The organism is Actinophytocola sp. NPDC049390, assembly GCF_044466355.1.
Taxonomy (GTDB): Bacteria; Actinomycetota; Actinomycetes; order Mycobacteriales; family Pseudonocardiaceae; genus Actinophytocola.
In genome coordinates, this window is the sequence record NZ_JBITMQ010000014.1 from 44557 (window position 1) to 71047 (window position 26491).

A 26491-nucleotide genomic window follows, 5' to 3' on the forward strand; every position below is an offset into this window, starting at 1 on the left:
ACCCTCGGATCGCCGTGCGAAGCTGACGTCATGCCGGACGTCGAGGCGGTCGTCGAGGAGCTCGCGGCCCGGGACGACGCCGGGCTGGTGGTCGCCGCCTGCTGGTACGAGGCATCGAACGACCGCCCGAACTACCTCATGTCGCAGTTCGACGTGCAGAACTTCCTGTGGCTGACGCTGCCGCAGCTGGTGCGCGAGCCGCCCGACGACCTCCACCCGATGCCGCACTGGCAGGCGGTCCTCGACGAGGCCGCCTGGTTCTTCGAGCGGCTCGACCAGCCCCGCTACGCCGCGCTGTGCCGCGGTGACCGGACGCGGGAGATCCTCGAGGCCGCGCACGACCAGATGCTCGGTTTCGAGCTGTACGCGCAGGCCACGTACGAGTCGGGGCTGATGCCGCCGCCCGGCCTGCACATCGCCTGGCTGGACCGGCCGGGGCCGCGTGAGGAGGCCCTGTACGACGCGATCACCAGGGCGCTCGAACGCGCGATCGCGTCGGGCGAGCTGGCGCCCGGTGACGAGCCGGGCAGGCTCGCGCTGGCCGTCGCGGTGCTCGACCAGGTGCCGGACGGGCACACGGAGACCAGACAGGCGCTGATGCTCGCCGAGCGCATGGCCCGGCTGCACCACCTGAGCGGCAGCCAGACCCTGCGTGAGCTGCTGGTCAGGGTGGGGCCGGACGTGGCCAGGCCCGCGGACCTGACGCCGGAGCTCCTGCTCACCGGCACGCGGCCGCTCGCCCAGGTGGTGCACGACGGCGACGGTCCACCGCGCATGACGGCGGTCGCCGAGCGGTTCGGGCTGCTCGACGGGCACGGCGAGCGCACCGACGACGGTGAGCTGGCGCTCCGGCAGCCGGTCCTGTTGTTCGAGGCGGTCGTGAGCGGCATTGCGGCACCGCCGGACCGGGTGGCAGGGCAGGTGGCGCTGCCCCTGCTGGCCATGCTGGTGCTCGCGGGCTCGGTCGACAACGACATGCTGATGGACCGCCTCGGCATGGTGTTCTTCGAGACCGGCGCGCACGACCGCCCGGACCCGAGCGATACCGTGCGGGAGGTGGCCGGTGCGTTGCTGGCCGACATGCACACGGCGGGCGTGCTGACGGCCCCCGGCGAGCACCAGCGCCTGACCGACTACGGCAGGCGGGTGGCCCTGACGGGGATCCGGGCCCGGGCGATGCGAGGAGTGGACGAATGAGCGTGCGAACCGTGGCGGCAGGTGGCACGTGAACCCGTCCACCGCCCAGGCCACGGTCGTCGTCGACGAACTGGTGCGCAACGACGTGCGGCACGTGGTCGTCTGCCCGGGTTCCCGCAACGCGGCCATCGCCATGGCACTCCACGAGGCCGCCGAGGCGGGCAGGCTGACCATGCACGTCCGGATCGACGAGCGGTCCGCGGGCTTCCTCGCGCTCGGGCTCAGCAAGGCGAGCGGACGGCCGGCGGCGGTCGCCTGCACGTCCGGCACGGCGGTCGCCAACCTGCATCCCGCCGTGCTGGAGGCCTACCACTCGGGTGTCGGCATGCTGCTGCTCACCGCCGACCGGCCACCGGAGCTGCACGGCACCGGCGCGAACCAGACCATCGACCAGCGCGGCCTGTTCGGCCCGGCGGCGCTGGCGGTCGAGTTCCCCGTCGCCGAGCGGCGCGGTGGCCAGAACCAGGTGTGGCGTGGGCTCGTCTGCCGGGCGGTCGCGCAGGCGGAGGCGGGGCGGCCGGTGCAGGTCAACATGCCGTTCCGGGAGCCGTTGGTGCCCACGTTCGAGCCGCGCTGGCCCGAGCCGCTCGACGGCAGGCCGGACGGGTTGCGCTGGACCACCTCCGCCGCACCGGTCACGATGGCGGGCAGTCGCGTCGACTTCCCGTTGCCCGCGAGGACGTTGATGGTCGTCGGCAGTGGCCGCGACGACCGGGCTCGTGCCGCGGCCGCGGTCGCAGCGAGCGCCGGGTGGCCAGCGGTGGCGGAACCGGTGGGGCAGGCGGCGGCGCTCGCGGGTGGCGCGAGCGTGCTGCGCTGCGGTGCGCTGCTGCTGGCGGCGGGCGAGTTGCCGGAGTCGTTGCGTCCGGAGGCCGTCGTCGTGGTCGGCAGGCCCACGTTGTCGCGTGGTGTGCGCGGGCTGATGGGTCGTGCCCCGGTGTACGGCATCGGTGATCATCCACAGTGGACTGATCCGCAGTACGTCGCCACGCACGTGCGCGGCTGGCTCGACCTCGACGACATGTCCCATGTGGACGGCATCGACCAGGACTGGTTACCCGCCTGGCGGCACGCGGACGCGGCGGCGGCCACCGCGGTGGAGAAGCTGCTCGGCGAGCAGGAGTGGCCCACCGGGCTGCGGATCGCGGCGGAGGTGCTGGACGCGCTGCCATCCGGCGCGGCACTGTTCCTCGGCTCGTCCAACCCGGTGCGGGACGTGGACCTGGTCGCCGAGCCGAGGTCGGACGTGGCGATCCACGCCAACCGCGGTGTCGCGGGCATCGACGGCAACGTGTCCACGGCCGCGGGCATGGCGCTGGCCACCGAACGGCCCGCGTACGCCCTGATCGGTGACCTGACGCTGCTGCACGACCTCAACGGGCTGCTGGTCGGTCCGCCGGAGCAGCGCCCGGACCTGACGGTCGTCGTGCACAACGACGACGGCGGCGGCATCTTCACGCTGCTGGAACAGGGCGCCGCGGAGTACCAGCCGACCTTCGAGCGCGTGTTCGGCACCCCGCACGGCGCCGACCTGGCATCGCTGTGCCGCGGCTACCACGTGGCACACACCCTCGCGGCCACCCCGGACGAGTTACGCCGGGCCCTCGCCCCCGGGCGAGGGCTGCGTGTCGTGGAGGTGAGGTCGAACCGGGCCTTGCTGCGCGACCTGCACGCCCGCCTCCGCGCAACAGTGGCGGACGCCGCCCTGCGGTAACGCCGCACGGCACACGATCACCCGATGGCAGCGTTCTTCGTCACACGGATGGGGACGCCGGTGCGGACTAGAGTTGTATGCCCAGTCGGCCTGCCGGAGGAGCACAAGATGACCGCACCGGACCCGTCGAAGCGTGTGTGGCGCAGAAGCAGTCGCAGCGGTGGCAGCGGGGCCTGCGTCGAGGTGGCGTCCATCCAAGGCGTGCTGGCGATGGTGCGGGACTCGAAGGACCCGGCGGGGCCGGTGCTGTCGTTCCCCGCGGCCGCGTGGTTGTCGTTCCTGCCTCGGTGAGTACCTGGCTGCTCGGGGACCGGCTCGTCAACCGTGTCGGGTTCGGGGCCATGCGGTTGCCGCAGACCGGTCCGGCGTTCGAGCCCGGCAGCCCGCCGCGCGACCGCGGTCAGGCGATCACCGTGCTGCGGAAGGCGATCGAGCTCGGGATCAACCACATCGACACGGCGGCGTTCTACTTCTCGTCGCTGCGGTCGGCGAACGAGCTGATCAACTCCGCGCTGTCGCCGTACCCGGACGACCTGGTCATCGCGACCAAGGTCGGGCCGAGCCGTGATCCGTCCGGCGCGTGGCGGCCACCGGCGGGTCCTGGCGACCTGCGTGGGCAGGTGGAGGAGAACCTGCGCCAGCTCGGGCGGGACCACCTCGATCTCGTGTACCTGCGTGCCGAAGGGCCGGGCGACGTCACGGACCGGTTCGCCGCGCTCTCGGAACTGCGGCAGGCCGGGTTGATCCGGCACCTGGGCGTGTCCGCGGTGGGGCCGGACCAGCTCGCGCAGGCGCGGGCGGTGGCGCCGGTGGTGGCCGTGCAGAACTCCTACAGCCTCGGCTACCGGGCACAGCAGGACGAGTTCATCCGCCTGTGTGGTGAACAAGGCGTGGCGTTCGTGCCGTTCTTCTCCATCGCGGGCGCGAACCGGGAGACCGGCGGCGGCACCGACGCGCGGGTCCGTCTCGCGTGGACACTCGCACGCGGGCCGCACGTGCTCGTCATCCCCGGCACCGGCGATCCGGCGCACCTCGCGGAGAACGTCGCCGCGGGCGATGTGCGGCTGTCCGAACAGGAGCTGGCCCGGCTCGACGCACTGCACCGCACAGGCGGCGCATAACAACACTTCCTTGGGCGTACGCCGCGCGTAGCGTGCGGGAATGCGTGCATTCCTGGGTGTGCTCGTGGCCGCGGCGTTGACCGTCGCGCCGGTGAGCGCGAACGCGGACCAGTCGACCATCGGCGCTCCCGGGTTCGGTGACCCCTACTACCCGCTCGACGGCAACGGCGGTTACGACGTCGCCCACTACGACATCCGGCTCAGCTACCAGCCCACCACGGACGAGCTGTGGGGCACCACGACGGTCCTGGCGAGGACCACACAGGACCTCAGCCAGTTCAACCTGGACTTCCTGCTGACCCCGTCGTCGGTGCTGGTGAACAACGCGCCGGCGGAGTTCGAGTCGCGGGGCGACGGTGAGCTGGTCGTGCGGCCGGCGACGCTCGTGCCCGCCAACAGTCAACTGCTTGTCGTCGTGGCCTACCGGGACGTCCCGAGCAGCCACGAGCTGGATGGTCGTGTCGGCTGGACCCGCCTGCCCGACGGCGCCATGGCGCTCCGTGAGCCGCACATCGCGCGCTGGTGGTTCCCCGGCAACGACCACCCACGCGACAAGGCGACCTACGACGTGTCGGTCGCGGTGCCGAAGGGTCTCGAAGCCGTGTCGAACGGCCTGTTCATGGGCACGAGACAGCAGACGAACGGCTGGGTCCGCTACAACTGGCGCAGCCGAAGCCCGCAGGGCCCGTACCAGGCGACGATGATCGTCACCGATCTCGACATCACCGCGACGACCACTCCTGACGGGCTGCCGTACGTCAACGCCTACGCCACGGCGCTGAAGAACGGCCCGACCGTGCGCGGGATCGTGGAACGCACGCCGGAACTCCTGGATTTCGAGTCGTCGCTGTTCGGCCCCTACCCGTTCGAGGCGACCGGCGGCACCGTGCTCACCGGCTGGTTCGGTCTGGAGAACCAGACCCGGCCGACCTACGGCGAGGAGGTGTTCACGACCGGGGGCGCCGGGCCGTACGTGGTGGTCCACGAGCTGGCGCACCAGTGGTTCGGCAACTCGGTGTCCGTGTGGAACTGGAGCGACATCTGGCTGTCGGAAGGCTTCGCGACCTACGCGGAGTGGCTGTACTCTGAGCACGTCGGCGAGGGCACCGCGGCGGAGGTGTCGCGGTACTACTACGACCTCTACCCGGCGGACAACGCGTTCTGGCAGACCGTCGTCACCGATCCGGGCCCGGGCAACAGCAACTTCGCCACCGCCGTCTACCGCCGCGGCGCCATGGCGTTGCAGGCGCTGCGGGAGACGATCGGCGACGACGCGTTCTTCACGCTGATGAAGATGTGGCCGACGGAGAAGAAGTTCGGCAACGCGACATCGGCGGAGTTCGAGGCGATGGCGGAACAGGTGTCCGGTCGGGACCTGGACGCGCTGTTCGACACGTGGCTGCACTCGCCGGGCAAGCCCGCGACCGCTCCGGCAGGCGCCTCGTCGGCCGCGTTGTCGGCCGCCTTGTCGGCACCGCCGGAGTCGGTCGCGCGCATGTCACAGCGCCGCTAGGCGGTCCAGCACCTCCTGCCGCACGGCGGGCGGCGCCCACGAGGCCTCGATCGCGTTGCGCTGCAACGTGATCATCTCCTCGCGGGTCAGGTCCAGCTCCTGCTGCACGGTGAGGAGGTTCTCCAGCACGTACGCGGTGAAGTACGCCGGGTCGTCGGAGTTCACGGTGACCCGCACGCCCTCGTCGAGCAGCCGCTTCAGGTCGGCCGCCTTGGTGCCGTCGGTGACGAACCGGTTCGACACGGGACAGATGGTGAGCCCGAGGCCACGACGTTTCACCTCGGCGACGAGCGCGGCGTCCGCGAGGATGTTGACGCCGTGGTCGACGCGGTCGACGCCGATGTCGACGACCGCCTGACGGATGTGCTCGATCGAGTTCTGCTGGTCGACGTCGCAGTGCATGGTGAGCAGGTAGCCCTCCTGCCGTGCCCGCGCGAACACGGCCGCGAACTTCGACGGCGGGTTCCCGCGCTCGTCGGAGTCCAGCCCGACACCGATGATCCATTCCTTGTACGGCAGGGACTCCAGCAACGTGGCCATCGCGTACTCGGCCTGGAAGTCCCGCAGGAAGCACATGATCAGCTGCGAGTGGAGGCCGAGGATCCGGCGCGCGTCGAGCTGGGCCCGGCGCAGGCCGCGGATCACCGTGTCGAACGGGACGCCGCGGGAGGTGTGCCCCTGCGGGTCGAAGAAGATCTCCGCGTACACGACGCCCTGCGCCGCCGCCTTCTCGAAGTAGGCGTAGGCGAGTTCGTAGAAGTCGGGCTCGTGCACGAGCACCGACATGCCCTCGTAGTAGCCGACGAGGAACGACGTGAGGTCGTGGAAGTCGTAGGCGGGCCGCGGCGGCAGCGTGACCCCGTTGCGCGCGGCGAGCCGGTCCCGCAGCTCGGGCTCCAACGTGCCCTCGATGTGCAGGTGCAGTTCACATTTCGGCATCCGCCGGATGAAGTCCTCCATACCCGGAGCCTAAGCGCGCACACTGGCTGGATGACGTACCCGGTCGTCGGTGCGCTGCTGGTGGCGGCGGTGGCAGTGCTCACGTTGCCCTGGTCGCGTCGCGATCCGGCGGACTTCGCCCGTACCGAGCTGGGCTACGCGTGGCGTGGCCCGCGCGGCGCCGTGCAGGCCGCGCTGGGGCTGCTCGTCGACCAGGGACTGGTGCGGGCACGCCGCGGCAGGGCAGAGCGCAGGAAGGGACGGCCGCCGCGCACGACCGCTCCGCTGGTACGCGCAGTGTTCGAGAGCCTCGGCCCGTCGGCCGACGGGGTGTCCAGCCTGCTCGAGACCCCGTCGGTCCAGGACGAGCTGGCACCGGTGGCCGATCGTGTGATCGGCGCGAGACTGCGGGTGGGCCCTGCCCGGCGCGTGCTCGGCTCGCTGACCGCGTTCGTGGCACCGGTGACAGCGCTGGTGGCACTGGCACATGGGGTGGGCAACGTGGTGGTCGGTGTGCTCACCAGCGTCGTGGCGGTGCTGGTCGCGTCGTGGCTGATGGCGCTGCGCGGCGTGACGATCCGCGGCGCTCGCACCTTGGCGGCGGCGCCGCCGGACCGCCGAACCCACCGGCCGAACGGAAGGGGCGCGCGGCTGTCCCAGTTGAGCGGCGGCTTCGGCTGGGTGCACGCGCCCGTCTGGTTCGGCGCCCCAAGCTACGGGGCGGACGTGGGTGGTGGCGACGACGGCGGCGGTGGATCCGACGGTGGCGGCGGCAGCTGGTGAAGGTAAAGGAACACCGGCCTGGCGGGCCGCGGCGATGTGTGTGCACTGATGAGGGCGCCGACGCTCCGAAGGACGCTTCCGGACCGTTGGGTTCCGGCAGGCAGAACCCATCCATGCCGAACCTCGACACGCCGAAATCGGAAGGCCCCTCCCCGAGATCAGCCCGTCCGGCGGTGACCCCCCCGGAGGGAAACCACAGAAAAAGCCCTCTGACCAGCGGGAACACGCCCCCAGTGCGTAACCTCAACCCCCACCCGTTCCCGGGGGCCACCCGCCATGCCAGCCTACCGGTACCCACCGACGGAACCAGGGTGCGAGCGGTCGGCTGTGGATAACCGACCCACCTGTGGACAAACGGAGGGCCCCGCACGGCGTGCGTGCGGGGCCCTTCGGCGGTGACTACTTCGTGCCGATCCTGACCTTCATGGACGTGCCGTTCACCGAGACGACGCGGATCGTCGTGCCGGTGGCCGGGAGCTTCACGCCCGCGGTGGGCTGCTCGGCGTACCAGTACTTCCTGGTGTCGTCGAACAGCGGAACCGCCGCCTGGCCGCGGATGTAGCTCGGCTTGCCGTTCACGTGCAGCGTGAACGAGTCCGCCTTCTCCAGCGAGAACGGCGCGTCGTAACCCGCGATCCGCTCACGCCACATCTGGCCCTCGAGGTTGTAGATCGGCGCCGGGTGGGCGTCGACCGGCAGGGCGATGCCGCCGCCCGGGTGCTGGCTGGTGTTGTTGTCCGAGTAGGACGTGTCCCAGTACCAGACACCGAGGCCGGTCTCGTACGGGAAGTGCTCCACCCAGTCGGTGTTGGCCGGGCTGACCACGTTGTACGGGCCCGTCCGCATGTACTGGTCGTACGACTCGTACGTGCGGTTCGACGCGATGTAGAAGTTGTCGAACAGGTGCGTCTCCACCGCCTTGGCGGTGCGGAAGCCGTCCAGCGTCCAGCCGTTGGCGCCCGCCTCGGCACCGTCGGTGAAGACCGGCTGGCCGTCCGCGGTGATGGCGATCTCGTCGGCGAAGAAGCCCGCCTCGTAGGTGGCGCCGTCGGTCTTGTAGCGGAACCGCAGCTGCGCCTCCTTGCCGGCGAGCGAGTCGAGCGGCACCCGCATGTCGACCCACTGGTCTTCGGACGAGCCGGTCAGCGCGGGCTGGTCACCGGAGTCGCGGGAGAACGGCTCGCCGTTCACGGTGCCGTCCAGCGTCTGCCACGTCGCGCCGCCGTCCGTCGACGCCTGCACGTACAGGTAGTCGAAGTCCAGCTCGATCGCGTACCTGGCCTTGAGCGCGAGCGCGGCGCTCGTCTTGCCGGTCAGGTCCACCGTGCGGGTCATCGACGTGTCGAGGTCGTCGCCGGTGGTGCTGTACCACATGTTCTCGCCCGCGGCGGGCTCGCCGTACTGGAACTCGACCGACTTGTCCGGCAGCACGACCACGACCGCCTGCGGCTTCGCCGAGTTGTACTCGTGCGGGCCGAGGTTCAGCGTCTTCGACTGGCCCGCGACCACGACCTCGTAGTCCAGCCACCCCAGCTGCAGCTTCGACCACGGGTCCATGTCGTTGACCCGCGAACCCAGCACCTCGCCGGGGCCGGACACGCGCTGCTGCGCCATCAGCGACCACCAGTTCACGTGGTTCTGGCCGCCGCCCGAGAAGTCGTACAGGTCGGGCAGGCCCAGGTCGTGGCCGTACTCGTGGCAGAACACGCCGATGCCGCCGTTCTCCGGCTGCATCGTGTAGTCGCCGACCCAGATGCCCGTGTCGCCGATCTCGACGCCGCCCTGCAGGTTCCCGTCCGGGCCGGAGGTCGTGTTCGAGTAGGCGAACGCGCGGTGGCTCCACAGCGCGTCCTCACCCTGGATCGGGTCGCCGTCGGCCTGGTCGCCACCCGAGTGCACGATCTGGAAGTGGTCGATGTAGCCGTCGGCTTCGTCGAAGTTGCCGTCGCCGTCGTAGTCCGTGCGGTCCCACACGTCGTACTCGGCCAGCTGGGCCTTGACCTCCTCGGCGGGCACGCCCGCCGAGATCTGGTCGGCGTACCACTGGTTCACGCCGTCGGCGACGAGCGCGTAGGAGTTGCTGCAGACGTTGCCGCCGCACGGGTAGCCGTTCGAGCGGCCGTACCGTGCCTCGTTGTACCGGACCTTCACCCAGTCGGTGACGTGGCCGTCGACGGAGTACCGGCCGGACGACTGCTTGCTGAAGTAGTTCGCGACGGAGTCGGCGCCGGGGTCGGTCGAGAAGTACAGCTCCTGGAAGTGCTCCCGGCTGTAGTCGGGCTGCCAGATCGTGGAGTTGTCCTTGGTGCGGTCCGGCTCGGGGATCTCGTTGTGGAGCGGCCCGTCGAACTTCACCGGGCCCGGCACGTTGGGGCTGGTGTCCTGGTCGGGGTAGTTCGCGTGCCGCTCGTTGCCGAACTCGGCGAGCACGACGAAGATTTTGTCGGTCTTCTCGCGGCTCAGTTCGACGTACTGGTCGACAGTTTTGTCGCCACTGCCCGGTTTCTTCCGGTTCTTCGACTTCGGCGCGGCTTTCTCGCCCATCTTGACGACGGTGCTGGAACCGCGTTTCTCGGCTTTCTTCGCGCCGCTGAGCACGTCGGAGAGCGCTTCCTGGCGCAGCGCGCGACGCTTTTCCTCAGCGGGGCTTGGCAGGTCGTCGACAGGCGCGGCGACTGCTTTCGTCGTGGTGTCGGCCGGTGGCGCCGCCTGCGCGGTCGGTCCGAGTGCCGTCAGCCCGGCCGCCGCCACCGCGGCGCTCGTCAGGCCGACGAGAATTCTCCGTTGCAACACTTCCTCCAGGATCGGCTCAGCGCTGGTCACTCGATGGAGTGGCCTAGTGCGCAGCGCGATATTACGGATCGTTCTATCTCTTTCGGACCCGACGAAAGGAGTAATCCAAAAGGAGTAAGTAGTTCGGGTTGGTCCAGGTGGTCGAAGCGAACGGTCCGAGCCGGGTACCGCTGGGACGCCATGCCGCCGATCGGGTGACTCCGCCGGTTAGGCTCAGGCGCGTGACGCAGGTGACGGACGGGCGGAAGCCGCTGGTGCGGCGGTGGGCGGCGCGCGGCCTGCTGGCGCTCGGCGGGATCGTCACGTTCCTGGGTGTCGTGCTGGTGGTCGCCGCGTGGACCGAGGACATCTCGATCGACGGCAACCTCGGGCAGACCAACGCGGAGGTCGTCGCCGACGACTTCTCCCGCACCCTGATCCGCTTCTACACACCCGACGGCGCGGAGCACGTTCCGCAGGTCGGCGTGCTGTACCCGACCGGTCTGGAGGTCGGCGACGTCGTCGAGGTCGAGTACAACCAGGAGAACCCCGAGCTGGTCCGTGTCGCGGGGCGTGGTGCCGTGGTCACGCTGCTGCCGGTCGGGCTCACGCTGCTCGGGCTGTGGGCGGTCGTGATACCCGCGGTGTGGTGGCTCCGCCGCCGTTTGTAACACTTCTCCTCATTTGGCACGTCCGCGTGTAACATCGGGTCGTGGATGAGGACGACTTCACGCGCCTGGTCGAGGCCGAGCAGCGGGTCGAGCCGAGGGACTGGATGCCCGACGGTTACCGCCGCACGCTCATCCGCCAGATCGCCCAGCACGCGCACTCCGAGATCATCGGCATGCAGCCGGAGGCCAACTGGATCAGCCGCGCGCCGTCACTGCGCCGCAAGGCGATCCTCCTGGCCAAGGTGCAGGACGAGGCCGGACACGGCCTGTACCTGTACGCGGCGACCGAGACGCTCGGCGCCGACCGCGCGGACCTCACCGAGAAGCTGATCGAGGGCCGCCAGAAGTACTCGTCGATCTTCAACTACCCGACGCTGACCTTCGCGGACGTCGGGGTCATCGGCTGGCTGGTCGACGGCGCCGCGATCTGCAACCAGGTCCCGCTGTGCCGCACCTCGTACGGGCCGTACGCGCGGGCGATGATCCGCGTCTGCAAGGAGGAGTCGTTCCACCAGCGGCAGGGCTACGAGCTGCTGATGACGATGATGGGCGGCACGGACGCGCAGCGGCGGATGGTGCAGGACGCGGTCGACCGCTGGTGGTGGCCGTCGCTGATGATGTTCGGCCCGCCGGACGCGGAGTCGGCGAACACCGTGCAGTCGATGGCGTGGCGGATCAAGCGGCACACCAACGACGAGCTGCGGCAGAAGTTCGTGGACATGACCGTGCCGCAGGCGGAGGCGCTGGGCGTGACGCTGCCGGACCCCGAGCTGCGCTGGAACCCCGAGCGTGGCCACCACGACTTCGGCGAGATCGACTGGGACGAGTTCTGGCGCGTCGTCGGTGGCAACGGGCCGTGCAGCAGGCAGCGCGTCGAGCACCGGCGCACGGCGCACGAGGACGGCGCGTGGGTCCGGGAGGCCGCGGCGGCGTACGCGGCCAAGGCCGCTTCCGTGGAGGAGGTCGCATGACCAGGTCGTCATGGCCGCTGTACGAGGTGTTCGTGCGGAGCAAGCGCGGCCTGAACCACGTGCACGTCGGTTCGCTGCACGCGCCGGACCCCGAGATGGCGCTGCGCAACGCGCGTGACCTGTACACGCGGCGCAACGAGGGCGTGTCGATCTGGGTCGTGCCCGCGGCGTCGATCACGGCGTCGTCGCCGGACGAGAAGGACCCGTTCTTCGCGCCGAGCGGCGACAAGGTGTACCGGCACCCGACGTTCTACGCGATCCCCGAGGACGTGCCGCATCTGTGAACGGAGCTTGCGGAGTGAACCATCGAACACAGGGCGACCGCGAGCGGCGACACCGAGCCTGCGAGGGGTCGTCGTGAGTTTCGACAACGCTTACGACGCCATCACCGATTCGGGCGATGACCAGCACTGGGCGTTCGGCACCGGCTTCGACGACCCGCTGTCCGGAGTGGACCGTGCCGTTCCCGACGTGGATGCCGGGGACCTGGCGGCGTACTGCCTGATGCTGGCCGACGACGCGTTGATCCTGTCGCAGCGGCTGGCCGAGTGGTGCTCGCGCGCGCCGGAGCTGGAGGAGGACGTCGCGCTGTCGAACATCGCGCTCGACCTGCTCGGCCAGGCCCGGCTGCTGCTGACGCGGGCCGGTGAGGTCGAGGGCAGGGGGCGGGACGAGGACGCGCTCGCGTACCTGCGCGACGAGCACGAGTTCCGCAACGTGCGGCTGGTGGAGATCGACTGCGGCCCCGGCCCGGGTGGCGACTTCGCGGTGACGATCGCGCGGCTGCTGGTGTGCTCGACGTGGCGGCTGGCGCTGTTCGAGCGGCTGACGTCGTCGAAGGACCCGGTGCTGGCGGCGATCGCGGCGAAGGGTGTGAAGGAGCTGGCCTACCACCGCGACCACGCGGCGCAGTGGACGCTGCGGCTGGCGGGTGGGACGGAGCTCTCGCGGGAACGGATGGTCGAGGGGCTGGCGCGGATCTGGCCGCTGGTCGACGAGCTGTTCACCACGCACGCGGTGGAGGAGGCGCTGCCGGGGGTGGCGGTGGCGTCGGCGGACGTGCGCGCGGACGTGGACGAGGTCCTGGACCAGGTGTTCACGGCCGCCGCGCTGGACCGCCCGGACATGGCGCCGATGTCGACCGTGGCGGGCAAGGCGGGCCGCGACGGCGTCCACACGGAAGCGATGGGCTACCTGCTGGCGGAAATGCAGCACCTGGCGCGCTCGCTACCAGGAGCGAAGTGGTGAAACCGGCTCGCGCGCGCCCGGTGCCCAACCCCCACCCGATCCCGGGGGCCACCCGCCATGCCAGTCTACCGGGGGGCACCGACAGAAACGGGTCGGAAGGTGGTGGCTGTGGATAACTCGGTCACCTGTGGACAAGCCCGCGCCATCGCCGAGCGGGTGCTCGATCCCGAGCTGCCCGTGCTCACGCTCGCCGACCTCGGGGTGCTCCGCGACGTGCGGGAGGACGGCGGCCGCGTCACCGTCACCATCACCCCCACGTACTCCGGTTGTCCCGCGCTCGACGAGATGCGGGCCGACCTGCGCCGGGCGCTGCTCGACGCGGGCTACGAGCGGGTGAAGATCCGCACCGCGCTCACGCCGGCCTGGACCACCGACTGGATCAGCGACGACGGCCGCCGCAAGCTCGCCGAGCACGGGATCGCGCCGCCGCAGCGGAAGGCCGGGCCGGTCACGTTGAACCTCACGCCGCCGTCGCAGCGGGTGCGTTGTCCCCGTTGCGGATCGTGGCGCACTACCGAGCTGTCGCGCTTCTCGTCCACCGCGTGCAAGGCGCTGCGCCGCTGCGGGGACTGCCAGGAGCCGTTCGAGCACGTCAAGGAGATCTGACATGGCCCGCCCCGCCTTCCACGAGCTGCCGGTCGCCCGCGTCGACCGGTTGTGCGCGGACGCGGTCGCCGTCACCTTCGACGTCCCGCCGCACCTCAGTGACACCTTCGCGTTCCGGCCCGGCCAGTACCTCACCCTCCGCCAGGACGTCGACGGCGTCGAGGAACGCCGCTCCTACTCCATCTGCGCGGCGGCGGGCACCGCGCCGCGCATCGGGGTCCGCCGCGTCGAGAACGGGCTCTTCTCCGCGCGCATCGTCGACCGGCTCGCACCCGGTGACACGCTCGAAGTCCTTCCGCCGCAAGGGAAGTTCACCCCCGACGAGACCGGTGGGCACCACGCGTTCATCGTCGCGGGCTCCGGTGTCACCCCCGCACTGTCCATCATGGACACCGTGCTGTCCGCGGGCGGGCACGTGACCCTGTTGTACGGCAACCGCCGCACCGACACCGTGATGTTCGCCGACGAGCTCGCCGACCTCAAGGACCGCTACCCGGACCGGTTCCAGCTCGTGCACGTCCTGTCCCGCGAGCCGCGTGACGTCGAACTGTTCTCCGGTCGTCTCGACGCCGGCCGGCTCCACCGGCTGCTCGGCGCGATCGTCCCGACGTCCGATGTGGACCACTGGTGGCTGTGCGGACCCTACGGCATGCTGCTGGACGCGGACGTCGCGCTCGCCGCGTACGACGTGCCACGGCAGCGGATCCACCGCGAACTCTTCTACGTCGACGAACCGCCGCCCGAGCCCAAGCGCGTCGACGAGTCCACAGTGGAAGGTCCGGTCGCCGAGGTGACCGTCGTGCTCGACGGCCGTGAGACCACGCTGAACCTGCCCGCCGACACCCCGATCCTCGACGCGGCACAGCGCGTGCGTGCCGACCTCCCGTTCGCGTGCAAGGGCGGCGTCTGCGGCACCTGCCGCGCCAAGGTCACCGCGGGCGAGGTCGAGATGCGCCGCAACTACGCGCTCGAGGAACACGAGGTCGCGGCCGGTTTCGTGCTCACCTGCCAGTCGCTGCCGATCACCGCCGAGGTCACCGTCGACTACGACGCATAACTCTTGGCGCAACGTTCGCTCGCACGTCACGTAACCGTTCTCCCACCGGCAGTGCGGGTTGCGACGGTCGTGACGTGCGAGTCGCCATCGTCACAGAGAGCTTCCTGCCGCAGGTCAACGGCGTGACGAACTCGGTTCTCCGCGTCGTCGAGCACCTGCAGCTGCGGGGTCACGACGCCATGGTCGTGGCGCCCGGGCCGGGCCCGGAGCGGTACCGGCACGCGGAGGTCCGCCGCGTGCGCGCGGTCGACCTGCCCGTCATCAGCTCGCTGCCGATCGGCGTGCCGTCGCCCAGGGTGCACGCCGCGCTGTCGGAGTTCGAGCCGGACGTCGTGCACCTCGCGTCGCCGTTCGTGCTCGGCGCGTCGGGCCTGAGATCCGCGCGCCGCCTCGGTGTGCCGACCGTCGCCGTCTACCAGACCGACGTCGCCGGTTTCGCCGCCGCGTACGGGCTCAAGCACGGCGCGCGGGCGGCGTGGCGGTGGATCCGCAAGCTGCACGCGGGCGCCGACCGCACGCTGGCACCGTCGCACGCGTCCGTGCACGCCCTCACCGAGCACGGTGTGCCTCGGGTGTACCGCTGGGCGCGGGGCGTGGACACCGAGCTGTTCGCGCCGCACCGGGCCGACCTGCGGCTGAAGTCGCTGCTGGCGTCGAACGGCGAGCTGCTCGTCGGCTACGTCGGCAGGCTCGCGCCCGAGAAGCACGTGCACCGCCTCGCGACGCTGAGCGGGCTGCCGGGCGTGCGGGTCGTGGTCGTCGGCGAGGGGCCGGAGGAGGAGAGGCTGCGGCGGTTGCTGCCGGACGCGGCGTTCCTCGGTTTCCGCACCGGCGAGGAGCTCGCGACCGCGTACGCGTCGCTGGACGTGTTCGTGCACCCCGGCCCGTACGAGACGTTCTGCCAGGCCGCACAGGAGGCGCTCGCCTCCGGTCTGCCGGTGCTCGCGCCGGACGCGGGCGGCCCGCGCGACCTGGTGACGCACGACCAGACCGGTTACCTGCTGGAGCCGTACGACGACAACCGGTTCGCGGGCGAACTCTGGTCGTACGTCGAGCTGCTGCGGGAACGTGGGCTGCGCAGGCGGCTCGGTGCGGCGGCGCGGGAGTCGGTGCTGGCGCGGACGTGGCCCGCGGTGTGCGACGACCTGCTGGCGCACTACGAACAGGTGAGCGCCAGCGTGCTGGCGGCGTAGCGGGTGGCATAGGGTTCGGACATGTCACGTGCCGGATTGGACAAGAACCCCCGCGACGTGGCCGAGATGTTCGACGGCGTGGCCAAGGGCTATGACCGGACCAACTCGGTGATGACGATGGGTTTCGACCGCCGCTGGCGCTGGCTGACCAGGCGGGTGCTGGAGGCGAGTCCCGGCGAGCGGATCCTCGACCTGGCCGCGGGCACCGCGGTGTCGACCACCGAGTACGCCAAGTCGGGCGCGTGGTGCGTCGCGGCGGACTTCTCGCTCGGCATGCTGCGCGGCGGCGAGCACCGCGACGTCCCGAAGGTGGCGGCCGACGCGTTCCACCTCCCGTTCGCCGACGACGCCTTCGACGCGGTCACGGTGTCCTTCGGGCTGCGCAACATGAGCCCGACGGTCGACGCGCTGCGCGAGATGCGCCGGGTCGTGCGCCCCGGCGGGCGGCTGGTGATCTGCGAGGTGTCACAACCGCCGTTCCGGCCGATCCGGTGGCTCCACTACAACGTCGTGCTGCGCCTGCTGCCGCGGATCACGCGGCCGTTCTCCTCCAACAAGGAGGCGTACTCGTACCTGGCCGAGTCGATGCGCGACTGGCACGACCAGCGGGAGCTGGCGCTGCTGATCGCGGAGGCGGGCTGGACCGAGGTGGAGTGGCTCAACCTCACGTTCGGCGTGGTGGCGCTCCACCGAGCGGTGAAACCGGGCTTGTCCACAACCGCCTGAGTTATCCACAGACCAGGCGTGAAGCCCCCGTTCTGTCACCCCCCACCGGTAGACTGGCATGGCGGGTGGCCCCCGGGATCGGGTGGGGGTTCGAGTACGTACTGGGTGGAGCATTTTCGTAGTTCAGAGGCTTGGTGGCGCATCCCAGCCCTGTGCTCAAGGTGGGCGCACCCGTCCTTGCCAAATCTGGAGACGCCGGTCAGCGGGGCGTCGACTGCCACCGCGTGATCTGGCGGATCACCTGGCTCAGCAGCACCGCGGCGACCACGAGCAACACCGTACTGACCGTGCCGTACAGCGCCGCCGCCCTCAGCACGTCGACGGTCACCACGCTGCGGGTCTCGACCCGCAGCACGACCAGCACCGCCACGTTCGCCAGCAGCGTGTACCACCACGCGTGCACCAGCGGGCTCTGCGCCAGGCCGTCCACCCGGTACGTGTCCGCGGGCACGCCCGGCCTGCTGGTCCGCCAGACGTCGGTCACGATCCGCATCGGGAACCACAGGTTCACCACCGGCACGAACCACGCGCCGACCGTCCAGCCGCGGGGCAGGCGGTGCTCCGCGCGGCACAGGCGCTCGGCGTTGAGCCGTGTGCGCCACAGCCACGTCAGGAACACCGCGGCCGTCGCGAGCAGCGCGAGGACCATCAGCCACACCGCGCCCATCGCCATGTTGTCCGCGGCCACCAGGTCCGCGATGCCGACGCCGGGCTCCTCGGCCACGAAGTCCGTCGCGACCTCGTGGCGGCGCCAGTCGGTCCACGTGCCGAACACGTTGGCCGCGCAGGTCGCGAACAGCATGATCGTCGCCACGGTCGCGATCGGGCGCACGGGGAGCAGGGCCAGCGGCCTGGCGTCCTGACTCGTCAAATCCGCCCCCAGGTGTGCGTTGTGACACTGTGAGATCGTTCGTCAACAGGTGTCCGTTTCGGCACACGACGGGGATTGCTCCACCCGGGATAAAATGCACTCAGTTCGTGAACGTTTTCACAAGCGCGAGGGAGCCGTCATGGGAACGCCCAGCCGACGCAAGCCGGCCGAGGACGCCGAGGTCATCGTGGTCGGCGCCGGGCCGGCAGGCTCGACAGCGGCGACGTACCTCGCCCGAGCGGGGCTCGACGTGCTGCTGCTCGAGAAGAGCAGCTTCCCCCGCGAGAAGGTGTGCGGCGACGGCCTCACCCCGCGCGGTGTGAAACAACTCATCGATCTCGGCATCGACACCCGCGAGGAAGCCGGCTGGCTGCACAACAAGGGCCTGCGCGTGGTCGGCGGTGGCGTCACCCTCGAACTGGACTGGCCCGACCTCGCGACCTTCCCGCCGTACGGCGTGGTCCGACCGCGCCAGGACTTCGACGAGATGCTCGCCCGCACCGCCCAGCGCGCGGGCGCGCGGCTGCTGGAGCAGACCAACGTCACCGGCGCGGTCACCGACGAGCGCAACGGCCGGGTCGTCGGCGTCACCGCCAAGGTCGGCCCGGAACGCGCGCCCGTCACCTACCGCGCGCCGATCGTCCTCGCCTGCGACGGCGTGTCCGCGCGGCTCGCGCTGTCGGTCGGCATCGAGAAGGTCGAGAGCCGTCCGATGGGCGTGGCCGTCCGCCGGTACTACGCGTCGCCGCGCAGCAAGGACGACTACCTCGAGTCGCACCTCGAGCTGTGGGACCGGTCCAACGCCGAGGACCCGCGGCTGCTGCCCGGCTACGGCTGGATCTTCGGCATGGGTGACGGCACCGTGAACGTCGGCCTCGGGATCCTGTCCACGTCCAAGGCGTTCGGCAAGACCGACTACCGCGCGCTCATGCGGTCCTGGCTCGACGGCACCCCGGAGGAGTGGGGCTTCCGCGAGCACAACGCCACCGGCAAGATCGGCGGCGCCGCGCTGCCCATGGGCTTCAACCGCACCCCGCACTACTCGCCCGGCCTGCTGCTCGTCGGCGACGCCGGTGGCATGGTCAACCCGTTCAACGGCGAGGGCATCGGCTACGCCATGGAGTCCGCGAAGATCGCCGCCGAGGTCGTCGTGCAGGCACTCGCCCGGGCCGAGGGGCCCGCCAGGGAGAAGGCGCTGCACGGGTACCCGATCGCGATGAAGCAGGCGCTCGGCAGCTACTACCGGCTGGGCAACATCTTCAGCAAGCTCATCGGGAACCCGCTCGTGATGCGTACCGCCACCAAGTACGGGCTGCCGCGCACCACGCTCATGAAGCTCGTGCTGAAGCTGCTCGCGGGCCTCTACGACCCGAAGGACGGCGACGCGTTCGACCGCATGATCACCGCCGCCACCCGGGTGGCGCCGAGCGTGTGAGAACCCTGTACCTGGCCCGGCACGGCGAGGCGGCGGGTGCCCTGACGCTCGCCGGGCGGGAGCAGGCGCGGCTGTTGGGCCTGCGGCTCGCGCGGAAGCCACTGGACGGCGTGTTCCACAGCCCGGTGGAGCGGGCGGCGGAGACGGCGGCGCTGGTGTCGGCCGCGGTGCCGGACGTGCCGGTGACGGTGTCGCCGCTGGTCGGCGACTACCTGCCGTACGCGCCGACGGCCGGCGAACTGGCACCGGAGTTCGCGCCGCTCGCGCTGGCGCACGTCGCGGACTACCCGGCGGACCAGCGGGAGACCGGGCCCGGACTGGCGGAGCGCGCGCTGGCGGAGTTCACGGCGCCGACGCCCCGCACGGACCTGATCATCACGCACAGCCAGATCGTCACGTGGTTCGTGCGTGCCGCGCTCGACGCGCCCGCCGCGCGGTGGGTGGGCGTCAACGCGGCCAACGCTGCGCTGACCGTGATCCAGTACCGGCCGGGCTGGCCGCCGAACCTCGTGGTGTTCAACGACCAGTCCCACCTGCCGGATCCCTTGCGGTGGACGGGTTTCCCGCCGGAGCGCAGCGCCGCGTGGTGACCTAGCTCGTGGTCGGCGTGGTGGTGGTCGTCGTGGTGGTCGTCGTGGTGGTTTCCGACGTGTGTTCCGTCGTCGTGGGGACGTCCGGGGTCGTCGTCGGCACGTCCGTCGTCGTCACCTCGGGTGGGGCCGGGAGCGGTGAGCCCGGTGCCACGTCCCGGTTCGCGGTGAGCGCGACCGTCACCGTGAGAGCGCCCGCCACCACCAGGCTCGCGGCCGCGCCCGCGCCCCAGCGCGCCAGCCGGATGCGCCGCCCGCGCCGCGCGATGCCGTCCGCGGTGAACCCCAGCGGCGGCCCCGGTTGCTCACCGACCGTGGTGAACAGCGCCCGCATCTGCTCGTCGTCCTCGTTCACCACTCACCTCCCGCCCTTGGACAGCACATCGAAGTGCGGGCCCAGCCGTGTGCGCAACGCCGCGATGCCGCGCGCCGCCTGACTCTTCACCGTCCCGGCCGAACAGTCGAGCACCTCGGCGGTGTCCTCGACGGACAGGTCGTTCCAGTACCGCAGCACCAGCACGGCCCGCTGACGCGGTGGCACGGTCCGCAGCGCGGCCTCCAGCAGCATGCGCTGGTCCGGATCACCGTCCGGGACCGGCGGTTCCGGCAACGTCTCCGTCAGGTGTTCACGCCGCCGCCACAGCCTGCGGTTCTCCGCGAGGAACGTCCGCACGACCACCTTGCGCGCGTAGGCGTCCATGCCCTGCTCCCGCAACCTCGGCCACGCCAGGTACAGCTTCGTCATCGCCACCTGCGTGATGTCCTCGGCGCGGTGCCAGTCGCCGCACAGCAGGTACGCCGTGGCGCGCAGTGCGTGTGCCCGCGCCGCGAAGTACTCGCTGAAGTCGTCCCGGGCGGCCACGCCGGCGAGTATGCCAGCGGGAACTCGGTGCAACCCGTCCGCGTGGTCGCGGCATAGGTAGCCACGTGCAGACCGTCCAGAAGCCGTCCCGGACATCACTGACCAGCCACGCCCTCACCCCCGCCGCGGTCTACCTCGCGGTGCGGCTGGCGGGGCTCGTCGTGCTCGCGATCATGGCGGCGGCCCACGACCGCTCGCTGCTCGACGTGCTGAAGTCGTGGGACGGCGACTGGTACCTCTCGATCGCCGAGCACGGTTACGACCGGGAGGGCGGCGGTCTCGTCGACGCCGCGGGCAACTTCACACCGAACACCACGCTCGCGTTCTTCCCCGGCTACCCGGTGCTGGTCGCGCTGCTCGGCCCGTCGGTGCTCAGCGGGCTCGTGGTCAGCGTCGCCGCGGGGATCGCCGCCGCCTACGGCATCACGCGGCTGGCGGGCGACCGGCGCGTCGGGCTCGTGCTCGTCGCCTTGTTCGCGTCGACGCCGATGGCGGTGACGCTGTCGATGGTCTACTCCGAGGCGCTGTTCAGCGCACTGGCCGCGTGGGCGCTCGTCGGTGTGCTGGAACGGAAGTGGTGGCTCGCGTCCCTGTGCTGCGTGGGCGCCGGGCTCGTGCGGCCGAGCGCCGGCGTGCTGATCCTCATCGTGATCGTCGCCGTGGTGCTGCGGGAACGCGGGTACCGCGGGGTGCTCGCCGCCGTCGTCTGCCCGCTCGGGTTGGCCGGGTACCTGCTGTTCGTCGCGGACCGGACCGGGAACGTGTTCGGCTGGTTCGTGTTGCAGGAGTCCGGGTGGGGCACGGCGTTCGACGGCGGCGTGAACACCGCCGAGTTCGTCGGCCGGGTGCTGACGTCGGACGCGCCGCTGATGGAGACGGCCAACGTGCTGACCGTGCTGGGCGCGCTCGTGCTGTGCGTGGTCGTGGTGGTGCGGAAGCCGCCGTGGCCGTTGGTGGCGTACGGCATCGGGCTGTTCGTGATGACCGCGGGCTCCAGCGGTGTCACCTACTCGAAGATGCGCCTGCTGGTGCCCGCGTTCACGTTGCTGCTGCCCGTCGCCGCCGGGCTCGCGCGGCGGCGGACCGGCACCGTGCTCGCCGTGCTGTCCGCCACCGCGCTGCTGTCCGGCTGGTTCGGCGGTTACGCGCTCACCGCCTGGGCGTACGCCATCTAGCCGTGATCTAGCTGAGGCGCTCCAGCACCATCGCCATGCCCTGCCCGCCGCCGACGCACATGGTCTCGAGACCGAACTGCTTGTCGTGGTACTGCAGGGAGTTGATGAGCGTCGTGGCGATGCGGGCGCCGGTCATGCCGAACGGGTGGCCGACCGCGATGGCGCCGCCGTTGACGTTCAGCTTGTCGATGTCGATGCCCAGGTCCTGGTAGGACGGGATGACCTGCGCGGCGAACGCCTCGTTGATCTCCACGAGGTCGATGTCGTCGATGGTCATGCCCGCACGGGCCAGCGCCTGCTTCGACGCCTCCACCGGACCCAGCCCCATGATCTCGGGCGACAGCCCGGAAACGCCGGTCGACACGATCCGCGCGAGCGGTGTGAGACCGAGCGCCGCCGCCTTCGTGTCGGACATGATCACCAGCGCGGCGGCGCCGTCGTTGAGCGGGCAGCAGTTGCCCGCCGTCACGCGGCCGTCCGGCCGGAAGACGGGTTGCAGCGTCGACGTCTTCTCGTACGTGACACCGGGACGCGGGCCGTCGTCGGTGTCGACCACGCGGCCGTCCGGCAACGTGACCGGGGTGATCTCGCGTGCCCAGAAGCCGTCCTTGATGGCCTGCTCGGCGAGGTTCTGCGAACGGACGCCGAACTCGTCCATCTCCTGGCGGGACACGCCCTTCGCGAGCGCCAGGTTCTCCGCGGTCTGGCCCATCGCGATGTACACGTCCGGGACGTCGCCGTCACCGCGCGGGTCGTGCCACTCGGCCGCGCCCTTCTCGGCCACGGCCGCCGTGCGCGCGACGGCGTCGGAGAACACCGGGTTCTGCGTGTCCGGCCAGCTGTCCGAGCTGCCCTTCGCGTACCGCGACACCGTCTCCACGCCCGCGCTGACGAACACGTCACCCTCGCCCGCCTTGATCGCGTGGAACGCCATCCGGGTGGTCTGCAGGCTGGACGCGCAGTACCGGGTGACCGTGCAGCCGGGCAGGTGGTCGTAGCCGAGCAGCACGGCTAGCACGCGGCCCATGTTGAAACCCTGCTCGCCGCCGGGCAGGCCGCAGCCGAGCATGAGGTCGTCGATGTCCGCCGGGTCGAGGGCCGGGACCTTGTCCAACGCCGCCCGCACCATCTGCGCGGCGAGGTCGTCCGGCCGGATGTCGATCAGGGAACCCTTGCCGGCCCGCCCGATCGGCGAACGGACCGCGGAAACGATGACGGCCTCTGGCATGCCAACTCCTTCGTCAGGACACTACGACGGAGGCTACGCGGCCCACCCCGGTAAGGCCCTGTGCCCGCCGCACAACATCACACAACGGGGCGAGGAGGACGTTCGCCGCGAGCTCGTAGCCCGCGCCGTTGGGGTGGAAGCGGTCGGCGCTGAACAGCTCGTGCGGGCGGGCGAGGAACTCCGGTGACAGCAGTGCGGCGATCGACACCGCCCGCGCGCCGATCTTGTCCAGCGCACGGCGCTGCGCGCGGGCGAGCGAGAGCCCGTACCGGCTCGCGACGGTCCGCAGCGGCTGCGGGATCGGCTGGATGATGGCCAGGTCGGGGCACGTGCCGACGACCACGGTCGTCCCCGCCGCCATGAGCCGCTCCACCTGCCCGGCGAGCAGGGCGGCGGAGGCGCCGATGGACAGCCGTGAGGTCACGTCGTTGCCGCCGATGATCACCAGCGCCAGGTCCGGCGGGTCGATCAGCGCCCGGTCCACCTGCGGCTCCAGCTCCACGGTCCGGGAGCCGCTGATCGCGTGCGTCACCAGCCGCACGGGCCGGGCCAGCTCGTCGGAGAGCGACTTCGCCAGCAGCACGCCCGGCAGCCGCTCCGGTGACTCCGCGCCAAGGCCGGCGGCCAGCGAGTCACCCAGAACGGCGAATGACAGAGCGTCACCACGAACCGGGGGGAGTGGCCCGGAGCCGTCCGGCAGGTACTGCCCGTCCGCGTTCAACGGCAGGTCCCGGGGTACGCCGATGATTGTTCGAGCACGCTTCGACTGGCCCGTGAGCAGGCCGTATGCCGCGCCTGACAGCCCGCCGATCGAACCGGCGGCGAACATCAGCGCCTTCAGCGCTCGCGCTCCAGCCATCGCCGTCCTCCCAACTCCAGTGTCGCAGCCAGTGACGGTTCTTGCGACGGTTATCGCCCGGTCGTTATCGAGTGTGTGACCGGTCACTCGGGAGTAACTCGAACAGGGCTCGATTTCACTAGGTGAACAGATGCCCCCGTGGTAATGCGGGCTAGGCTCCCGGGCCGGGGATTGTTGAGTTCTCACGAGGAGCGCAGGTGGAGTACGTCGAGCATGTGACCGATCTGGTGGGCAACACCCCGCTGGTCAAGCTGGGATCGCTGGCGGAGGGGGTGTCGGCGACCGTGCTCGCGAAGGTCGAGTACTTCAACCCCGGTGGCAGCGTCAAGGACCGCATCGCGCTGCGGATGATCGAGGCCGCCGAGGCCTCCGGTGAGCTGCGGCCGGGCGGCACGATCGTGGAGCCGACCTCCGGCAACACCGGTGTCGGCCTCGCCATGGTCGCCCAGCGCAAGGGCTACAAGTGCGTGTTCGTGTGCCCGGACAAGGTGTCCGAGGACAAGCGGAACACGCTCAAGGCGTACGGCGCCGAGGTCGTGGTGTGCCCGACGGCGGTCGCCCCGGAGCACCCGGACTCCTACTACAACGTGTCCGACCGGCTCGTGCGCGAGATCGAGGGCGCGTGGAAGCCCGACCAGTACTCCAACCCGGAGAACCCGGAGAGCCACTACCGCCAGACCGGCCCGGAGATCTGGCGGCAGACGGACGGGAAGATCACGCACTTCGTCGCGGGCGTGGGCACCGGCGGCACGATCTCCGGCACCGGCCGGTACCTCAAGGAGGTCTCCGAGGGCCGGGTCAAGATCATCGGTGCGGACCCGGAGGGCTCGGTGTACTCCGGCGGCACCGGCCGCCCGTACCTGGTCGAGGGCGTCGGCGAGGACTTCTGGCCGACCACCTACGACCGGGAGATCGCCGACGAGATCATCGCGGTCTCCGACGCCGAGTCGTTCCAGGTCACCCGGCGCCTCGCGCGCGAGGAGGGCCTGCTGGTCGGCGGCTCGTGCGGCATGGCGGCCGCCGCGGCGGTCCGGCTCGCGAAGCGGCTCGGCCCGGACGACGTGGTGGTCGTGCTGCTGCCCGACGGCGGCCGCGGCTACCTGTCGAAGGTCTTCAACGACGACTGGATGGCCTCCTACGGCTTCCTGCCGCCCGAGCACTCCGGCGCGACCGTCGGTGACGTGCTGCGGCGCAAGGGGACCGGCGGCGCCATGCCGGACCTGGTGCACGCGCACCCGACCGAGACCGTCGCCGACGCGGTGACCATCCTGCGCGAGTTCGGGGTGTCCCAGATGCCGGTCGTGAACGCGGAGCCGCCGGTCATGGCGGCCGAGGTGGTCGGCGCGGTCAACGAGCGGGACCTGCTCGACGCGCTGTTCACCGGCAAGGCGCAGCTCGCCGACCGGCTTGACAACCACATGTCGCCGCCGCTGCCCACCATCGGCGCTGGTGAGCAGGTCACCGCGGCCATGGCGGCGCTGTCCGCGGCCGACGGCGCGCTGGTGCTGGTGGACGGCAAACCCGCCGGTGTGGTGACCCGGCAGGACCTTCTCGGGTTCCTGGCGGGCCGGTAAATCGTTCGTGTCATCTCGGGCGTTACACGCGAAGCGTCGGACGATGCACTAGCGTTGGCGCGCACGCAAGTCGACATCAGGTAGATGTGAAGTAGATGTGAAGAGGGGTTGTACCCGATGAGCGCTCCGCAGCCGCCGAACCAACCGTGGCAGGGCGGCCAGCCACCGCAGCAGGAGGGCGGGTCGCAGGACTCCGGCCAGAACCCGGCCCTGACGAACGCGGGCCCGACGCAGGCGATCCAGCCTGGTCAGCCGCTGCCGCCTCCGGGCGGCCAGACCGGTGCCGACGGTGTGGAGCGCACGCAGCACATCCAGCCCGGTCAGCCGATCCCCGGCGACCAGAGCGACTCGGGTGCCACGCAGGTCGTGTCGCCCGGCTCGTTCGGCCAGCAGACCACCCCGGGCGGCCAGGCGCCGGACGCGGGTGCGACGCAGATGGTGCCGCCGGGGTCGCTGCCCCCTCAGCAGCCGCCGTACGCCCCGCCGCCCGGCGCCGACGCGTCGCCTCCCGGTGGGTTCCCCGGCCAGCAGCCCCCGCCCGGCTTCGGCCAGCAGCAGGGTTTCCCCGGCCAGCAGCCGCCGCCCGGGTTCGGCCAGCAGCAGCAGGGCTTCCCCGGGCAGCAGCCGCCGCCCGGGTTCCCGCCGCCGCAGGGCGGGTTCGCGCAACAGCAGGGGCTGGGCCAGGGGCCGAGCTTCGGTGGCCAGGGCCAGAACACCCAGATGATCGCGTGGGGCATCGCCGGTATCGCCGCCCTCCTCGGCCTGATCGTCGCCATCATCGGGCTCACCGACATGGGTGACATCAGCACGTACAGCGACGGGTACGACAGCGTGCCCGAGGAGATGATCGACCAGTTCGGTCTGCCGTCGCCGGGCATGCTGTGGCTCACCACCATCGGCATGCTGCTCGGCGGTGTCGCCGCGGTCGGTGGCGGTGTGCTCGTGTTCCTGAAGCACAAGCTCGCGCCGCTCGTCCTCGTCGTGGGCGGTGGCCTGATGCTGCTCTTCGCGATCATCCAGATGATCATGGTCGGCGGCATCGACGACCAGTTCCCGGCCGAGATGCCGGGCGGGACGATCCTCGCGCTGATCGCGGGCATCGTGGTCGCCGGCGCCGGTGCGCTGGGTTACTTCCCGCAGACCAAGAAGTTCCTCGGCGCCGAGTCCGCGTTGGGCGGCCCCGGTGGCGGTGGCGGCTTCGGCCCGCCGCCCGGTGGGTTCGGTCAGCCGCCGCAGCAGGGCTTCGGCCAGCCCCAGCAGGGCTTCGGTCCGCCGCAGGGCTTCGGGCAGCAGCCGCCGCAGCAGGGTGGCTTCGGCCAGCCGCCGCAGGGTGGTCAGCCGCCCCAGTGGTGACCTGACACGCGGAGAACTCGCCGGTCGGCCCTC

Annotated in this window: 26 protein-coding genes; 19 read left to right on the plus strand and 7 right to left on the minus strand. The window is 70.9% G+C overall.

Annotation, left to right across the window (positions count from 1 at the left end):
- Positions 1-30 precede the first annotated feature (30 nt).
- From ACIBVP_RS33495 to ACIBVP_RS33515, 5 genes are all read left to right on the plus strand, one after another.
- Positions 31-1197: a hypothetical protein gene (locus ACIBVP_RS33495; RefSeq protein ID WP_396110438.1), complete on the plus strand. Its 1167-nt coding sequence runs from the start codon at positions 31-33 to the stop codon at positions 1195-1197.
- 28 nt (positions 1198-1225) lie between these two features.
- A complete protein-coding gene (menD, locus tag ACIBVP_RS33500) occupies positions 1226-2911 on the plus strand; it encodes a 2-succinyl-5-enolpyruvyl-6-hydroxy-3-cyclohexene-1-carboxylic-acid synthase (RefSeq protein WP_396110439.1) in 1686 nt (561 codons plus the stop codon).
- A gap of 108 nt (positions 2912-3019) precedes the next feature.
- Positions 3020-3202, plus strand: a complete 183-nt coding sequence (locus tag ACIBVP_RS33505; protein WP_396110440.1) for a DUF397 domain-containing protein — start codon at positions 3020-3022, stop codon at positions 3200-3202.
- A complete protein-coding gene (locus ACIBVP_RS33510) occupies positions 3199-4032 on the plus strand; it encodes an aldo/keto reductase (RefSeq protein WP_396110441.1) in 834 nt (277 codons plus the stop codon). Before ACIBVP_RS33505 ends, ACIBVP_RS33510 begins: the two co-directional genes overlap by 4 nt.
- 40 nt (positions 4033-4072) lie before the next feature.
- Entirely contained in the window at positions 4073-5545 is a 1473-nt protein-coding gene (locus tag ACIBVP_RS33515; protein WP_396110442.1) for a M1 family metallopeptidase, read from the plus strand.
- On the opposite strand, the gene add is transcribed toward ACIBVP_RS33515, so the two are convergent.
- Positions 5531-6505, minus strand: a complete 975-nt coding sequence (gene add / locus ACIBVP_RS33520; RefSeq protein ID WP_396110443.1) for an adenosine deaminase — start codon at positions 6503-6505, stop codon at positions 5531-5533. The two genes, ACIBVP_RS33515 and add, sit on opposite strands and share 15 nt — an antisense overlap.
- A gap of 30 nt (positions 6506-6535) precedes the next feature.
- Between add and ACIBVP_RS33525 the strand changes: the two genes are divergently transcribed.
- Positions 6536-7267 carry a TIGR04222 domain-containing membrane protein gene (locus tag ACIBVP_RS33525; RefSeq protein ID WP_396110444.1) on the plus strand — a complete coding sequence of 244 codons (732 nt, stop codon included), beginning with the start codon at positions 6536-6538 and terminating at the stop codon, positions 7265-7267.
- Positions 7268-7666: 399 nt separating this feature from the next.
- Here ACIBVP_RS33525 and ACIBVP_RS33530 read toward each other — a convergent pair whose 3' ends face one another.
- The gene (locus tag ACIBVP_RS33530; RefSeq protein WP_396110445.1) at positions 7667-10090 is read right to left on the minus strand and encodes an immune inhibitor A domain-containing protein; all 2424 of its coding nucleotides are present in this window, start codon (positions 10088-10090) and stop codon (positions 7667-7669) included.
- A 191-nt stretch (positions 10091-10281) separates the two neighbouring features.
- Between ACIBVP_RS33530 and ACIBVP_RS33535 the strand changes: the two genes are divergently transcribed.
- The 8 genes from ACIBVP_RS33535 to ACIBVP_RS33570 all read left to right on the plus strand — a co-directional run bounded on the left by ACIBVP_RS33535 (position 10282) and on the right by ACIBVP_RS33570 (position 16511).
- Positions 10282-10710, plus strand: coding sequence for a DUF3592 domain-containing protein (locus ACIBVP_RS33535; protein ID WP_396110446.1), 429 nt, complete (start codon positions 10282-10284; stop codon positions 10708-10710).
- A gap of 41 nt (positions 10711-10751) precedes the next feature.
- Positions 10752-11681: a 1,2-phenylacetyl-CoA epoxidase subunit PaaA gene (gene paaA / locus ACIBVP_RS33540; RefSeq protein WP_396110447.1), complete on the plus strand. Its 930-nt coding sequence runs from the start codon at positions 10752-10754 to the stop codon at positions 11679-11681.
- On the plus strand, positions 11678-11965 hold the full coding sequence (gene paaB, locus ACIBVP_RS33545; protein WP_396110448.1) for a 1,2-phenylacetyl-CoA epoxidase subunit PaaB: 288 nt from the start codon (positions 11678-11680) through the stop codon (positions 11963-11965). The genes paaA and paaB overlap by 4 nt, the downstream gene beginning before the upstream one ends.
- A 73-nt stretch (positions 11966-12038) precedes the next feature.
- On the plus strand, positions 12039-12929 hold the full coding sequence (gene paaC / locus ACIBVP_RS33550) for a 1,2-phenylacetyl-CoA epoxidase subunit PaaC (protein ID WP_396110449.1): 891 nt from the start codon (positions 12039-12041) through the stop codon (positions 12927-12929).
- A 108-nt stretch (positions 12930-13037) separates the two neighbouring features.
- Positions 13038-13535 (plus strand): 1,2-phenylacetyl-CoA epoxidase subunit PaaD, encoded by a 498-nt coding sequence (gene paaD / locus ACIBVP_RS33555; RefSeq protein WP_396110450.1) that lies wholly within the window; start codon positions 13038-13040, stop codon positions 13533-13535.
- Between the two features lies 1 nt (position 13536).
- Positions 13537-14592, plus strand: a complete 1056-nt coding sequence (paaE, locus tag ACIBVP_RS33560) for a 1,2-phenylacetyl-CoA epoxidase subunit PaaE (RefSeq protein ID WP_396110451.1) — start codon at positions 13537-13539, stop codon at positions 14590-14592.
- A 74-nt stretch (positions 14593-14666) separates the two neighbouring features.
- The gene (locus tag ACIBVP_RS33565) at positions 14667-15785 is read left to right on the plus strand and encodes a glycosyltransferase family 4 protein (RefSeq protein ID WP_396110452.1); all 1119 of its coding nucleotides are present in this window, start codon (positions 14667-14669) and stop codon (positions 15783-15785) included.
- Between the two features lie 21 nt (positions 15786-15806).
- Complete coding sequence (locus ACIBVP_RS33570) at positions 15807-16511, plus strand: demethylmenaquinone methyltransferase (protein ID WP_396110453.1); 705 nt, start codon at positions 15807-15809, stop codon at positions 16509-16511.
- Between the two features lie 199 nt (positions 16512-16710).
- Here ACIBVP_RS33570 and ACIBVP_RS33575 read toward each other — a convergent pair whose 3' ends face one another.
- Positions 16711-17382: a DUF4328 domain-containing protein gene (locus ACIBVP_RS33575; RefSeq protein WP_396110454.1), complete on the minus strand. Its 672-nt coding sequence runs from the start codon at positions 17380-17382 to the stop codon at positions 16711-16713.
- Between the two features lie 139 nt (positions 17383-17521).
- Between ACIBVP_RS33575 and ACIBVP_RS33580 the strand changes: the two genes are divergently transcribed.
- Positions 17522-18817 carry a geranylgeranyl reductase family protein gene (locus ACIBVP_RS33580; protein ID WP_396110455.1) on the plus strand — a complete coding sequence of 432 codons (1296 nt, stop codon included), beginning with the start codon at positions 17522-17524 and terminating at the stop codon, positions 18815-18817.
- Entirely contained in the window at positions 18814-19407 is a 594-nt protein-coding gene (locus ACIBVP_RS33585) for a histidine phosphatase family protein (protein ID WP_396110456.1), read from the plus strand. Before ACIBVP_RS33580 ends, ACIBVP_RS33585 begins: the two co-directional genes overlap by 4 nt.
- Position 19408: 1 nt before the next feature.
- Here the strand turns inward: ACIBVP_RS33585 and ACIBVP_RS33590 are convergent, their stop codons facing one another.
- Together ACIBVP_RS33590 and ACIBVP_RS33595 are read right to left on the minus strand one after the other, a co-directional pair.
- Positions 19409-19762, minus strand: coding sequence for a hypothetical protein (locus tag ACIBVP_RS33590; protein WP_396110457.1), 354 nt, complete (start codon positions 19760-19762; stop codon positions 19409-19411).
- A 3-nt stretch (positions 19763-19765) separates the two neighbouring features.
- Positions 19766-20269: a SigE family RNA polymerase sigma factor gene (locus ACIBVP_RS33595; protein WP_396110458.1), complete on the minus strand. Its 504-nt coding sequence runs from the start codon at positions 20267-20269 to the stop codon at positions 19766-19768.
- Between the two features lie 65 nt (positions 20270-20334).
- Between ACIBVP_RS33595 and ACIBVP_RS33600 the strand changes: the two genes are divergently transcribed.
- A complete protein-coding gene (locus ACIBVP_RS33600) occupies positions 20335-21444 on the plus strand; it encodes a hypothetical protein (RefSeq protein ID WP_396110459.1) in 1110 nt (369 codons plus the stop codon).
- 7 nt (positions 21445-21451) lie between these two features.
- Here the strand turns inward: ACIBVP_RS33600 and ACIBVP_RS33605 are convergent, their stop codons facing one another.
- Together ACIBVP_RS33605 and ACIBVP_RS33610 are read right to left on the minus strand one after the other, a co-directional pair.
- On the minus strand, positions 21452-22672 hold the full coding sequence (locus ACIBVP_RS33605; protein WP_396110460.1) for an acetyl-CoA C-acetyltransferase: 1221 nt from the start codon (positions 22670-22672) through the stop codon (positions 21452-21454).
- A gap of 13 nt (positions 22673-22685) precedes the next feature.
- Entirely contained in the window at positions 22686-23531 is an 846-nt protein-coding gene (locus tag ACIBVP_RS33610; RefSeq protein WP_396110461.1) for an SGNH/GDSL hydrolase family protein, read from the minus strand.
- Positions 23532-23728: 197 nt separating this feature from the next.
- On the opposite strand from ACIBVP_RS33610, the gene ACIBVP_RS33615 reads away from it, so the two are divergent.
- Both ACIBVP_RS33615 and ACIBVP_RS33620 read left to right on the plus strand, forming a co-directional pair.
- On the plus strand, positions 23729-25105 hold the full coding sequence (locus ACIBVP_RS33615) for a cystathionine beta-synthase (RefSeq protein WP_396110462.1): 1377 nt from the start codon (positions 23729-23731) through the stop codon (positions 25103-25105).
- A 117-nt stretch (positions 25106-25222) separates the two neighbouring features.
- Positions 25223-26458: a hypothetical protein gene (locus ACIBVP_RS33620; RefSeq protein ID WP_396110463.1), complete on the plus strand. Its 1236-nt coding sequence runs from the start codon at positions 25223-25225 to the stop codon at positions 26456-26458.
- Positions 26459-26491 lie beyond the last annotated feature (33 nt).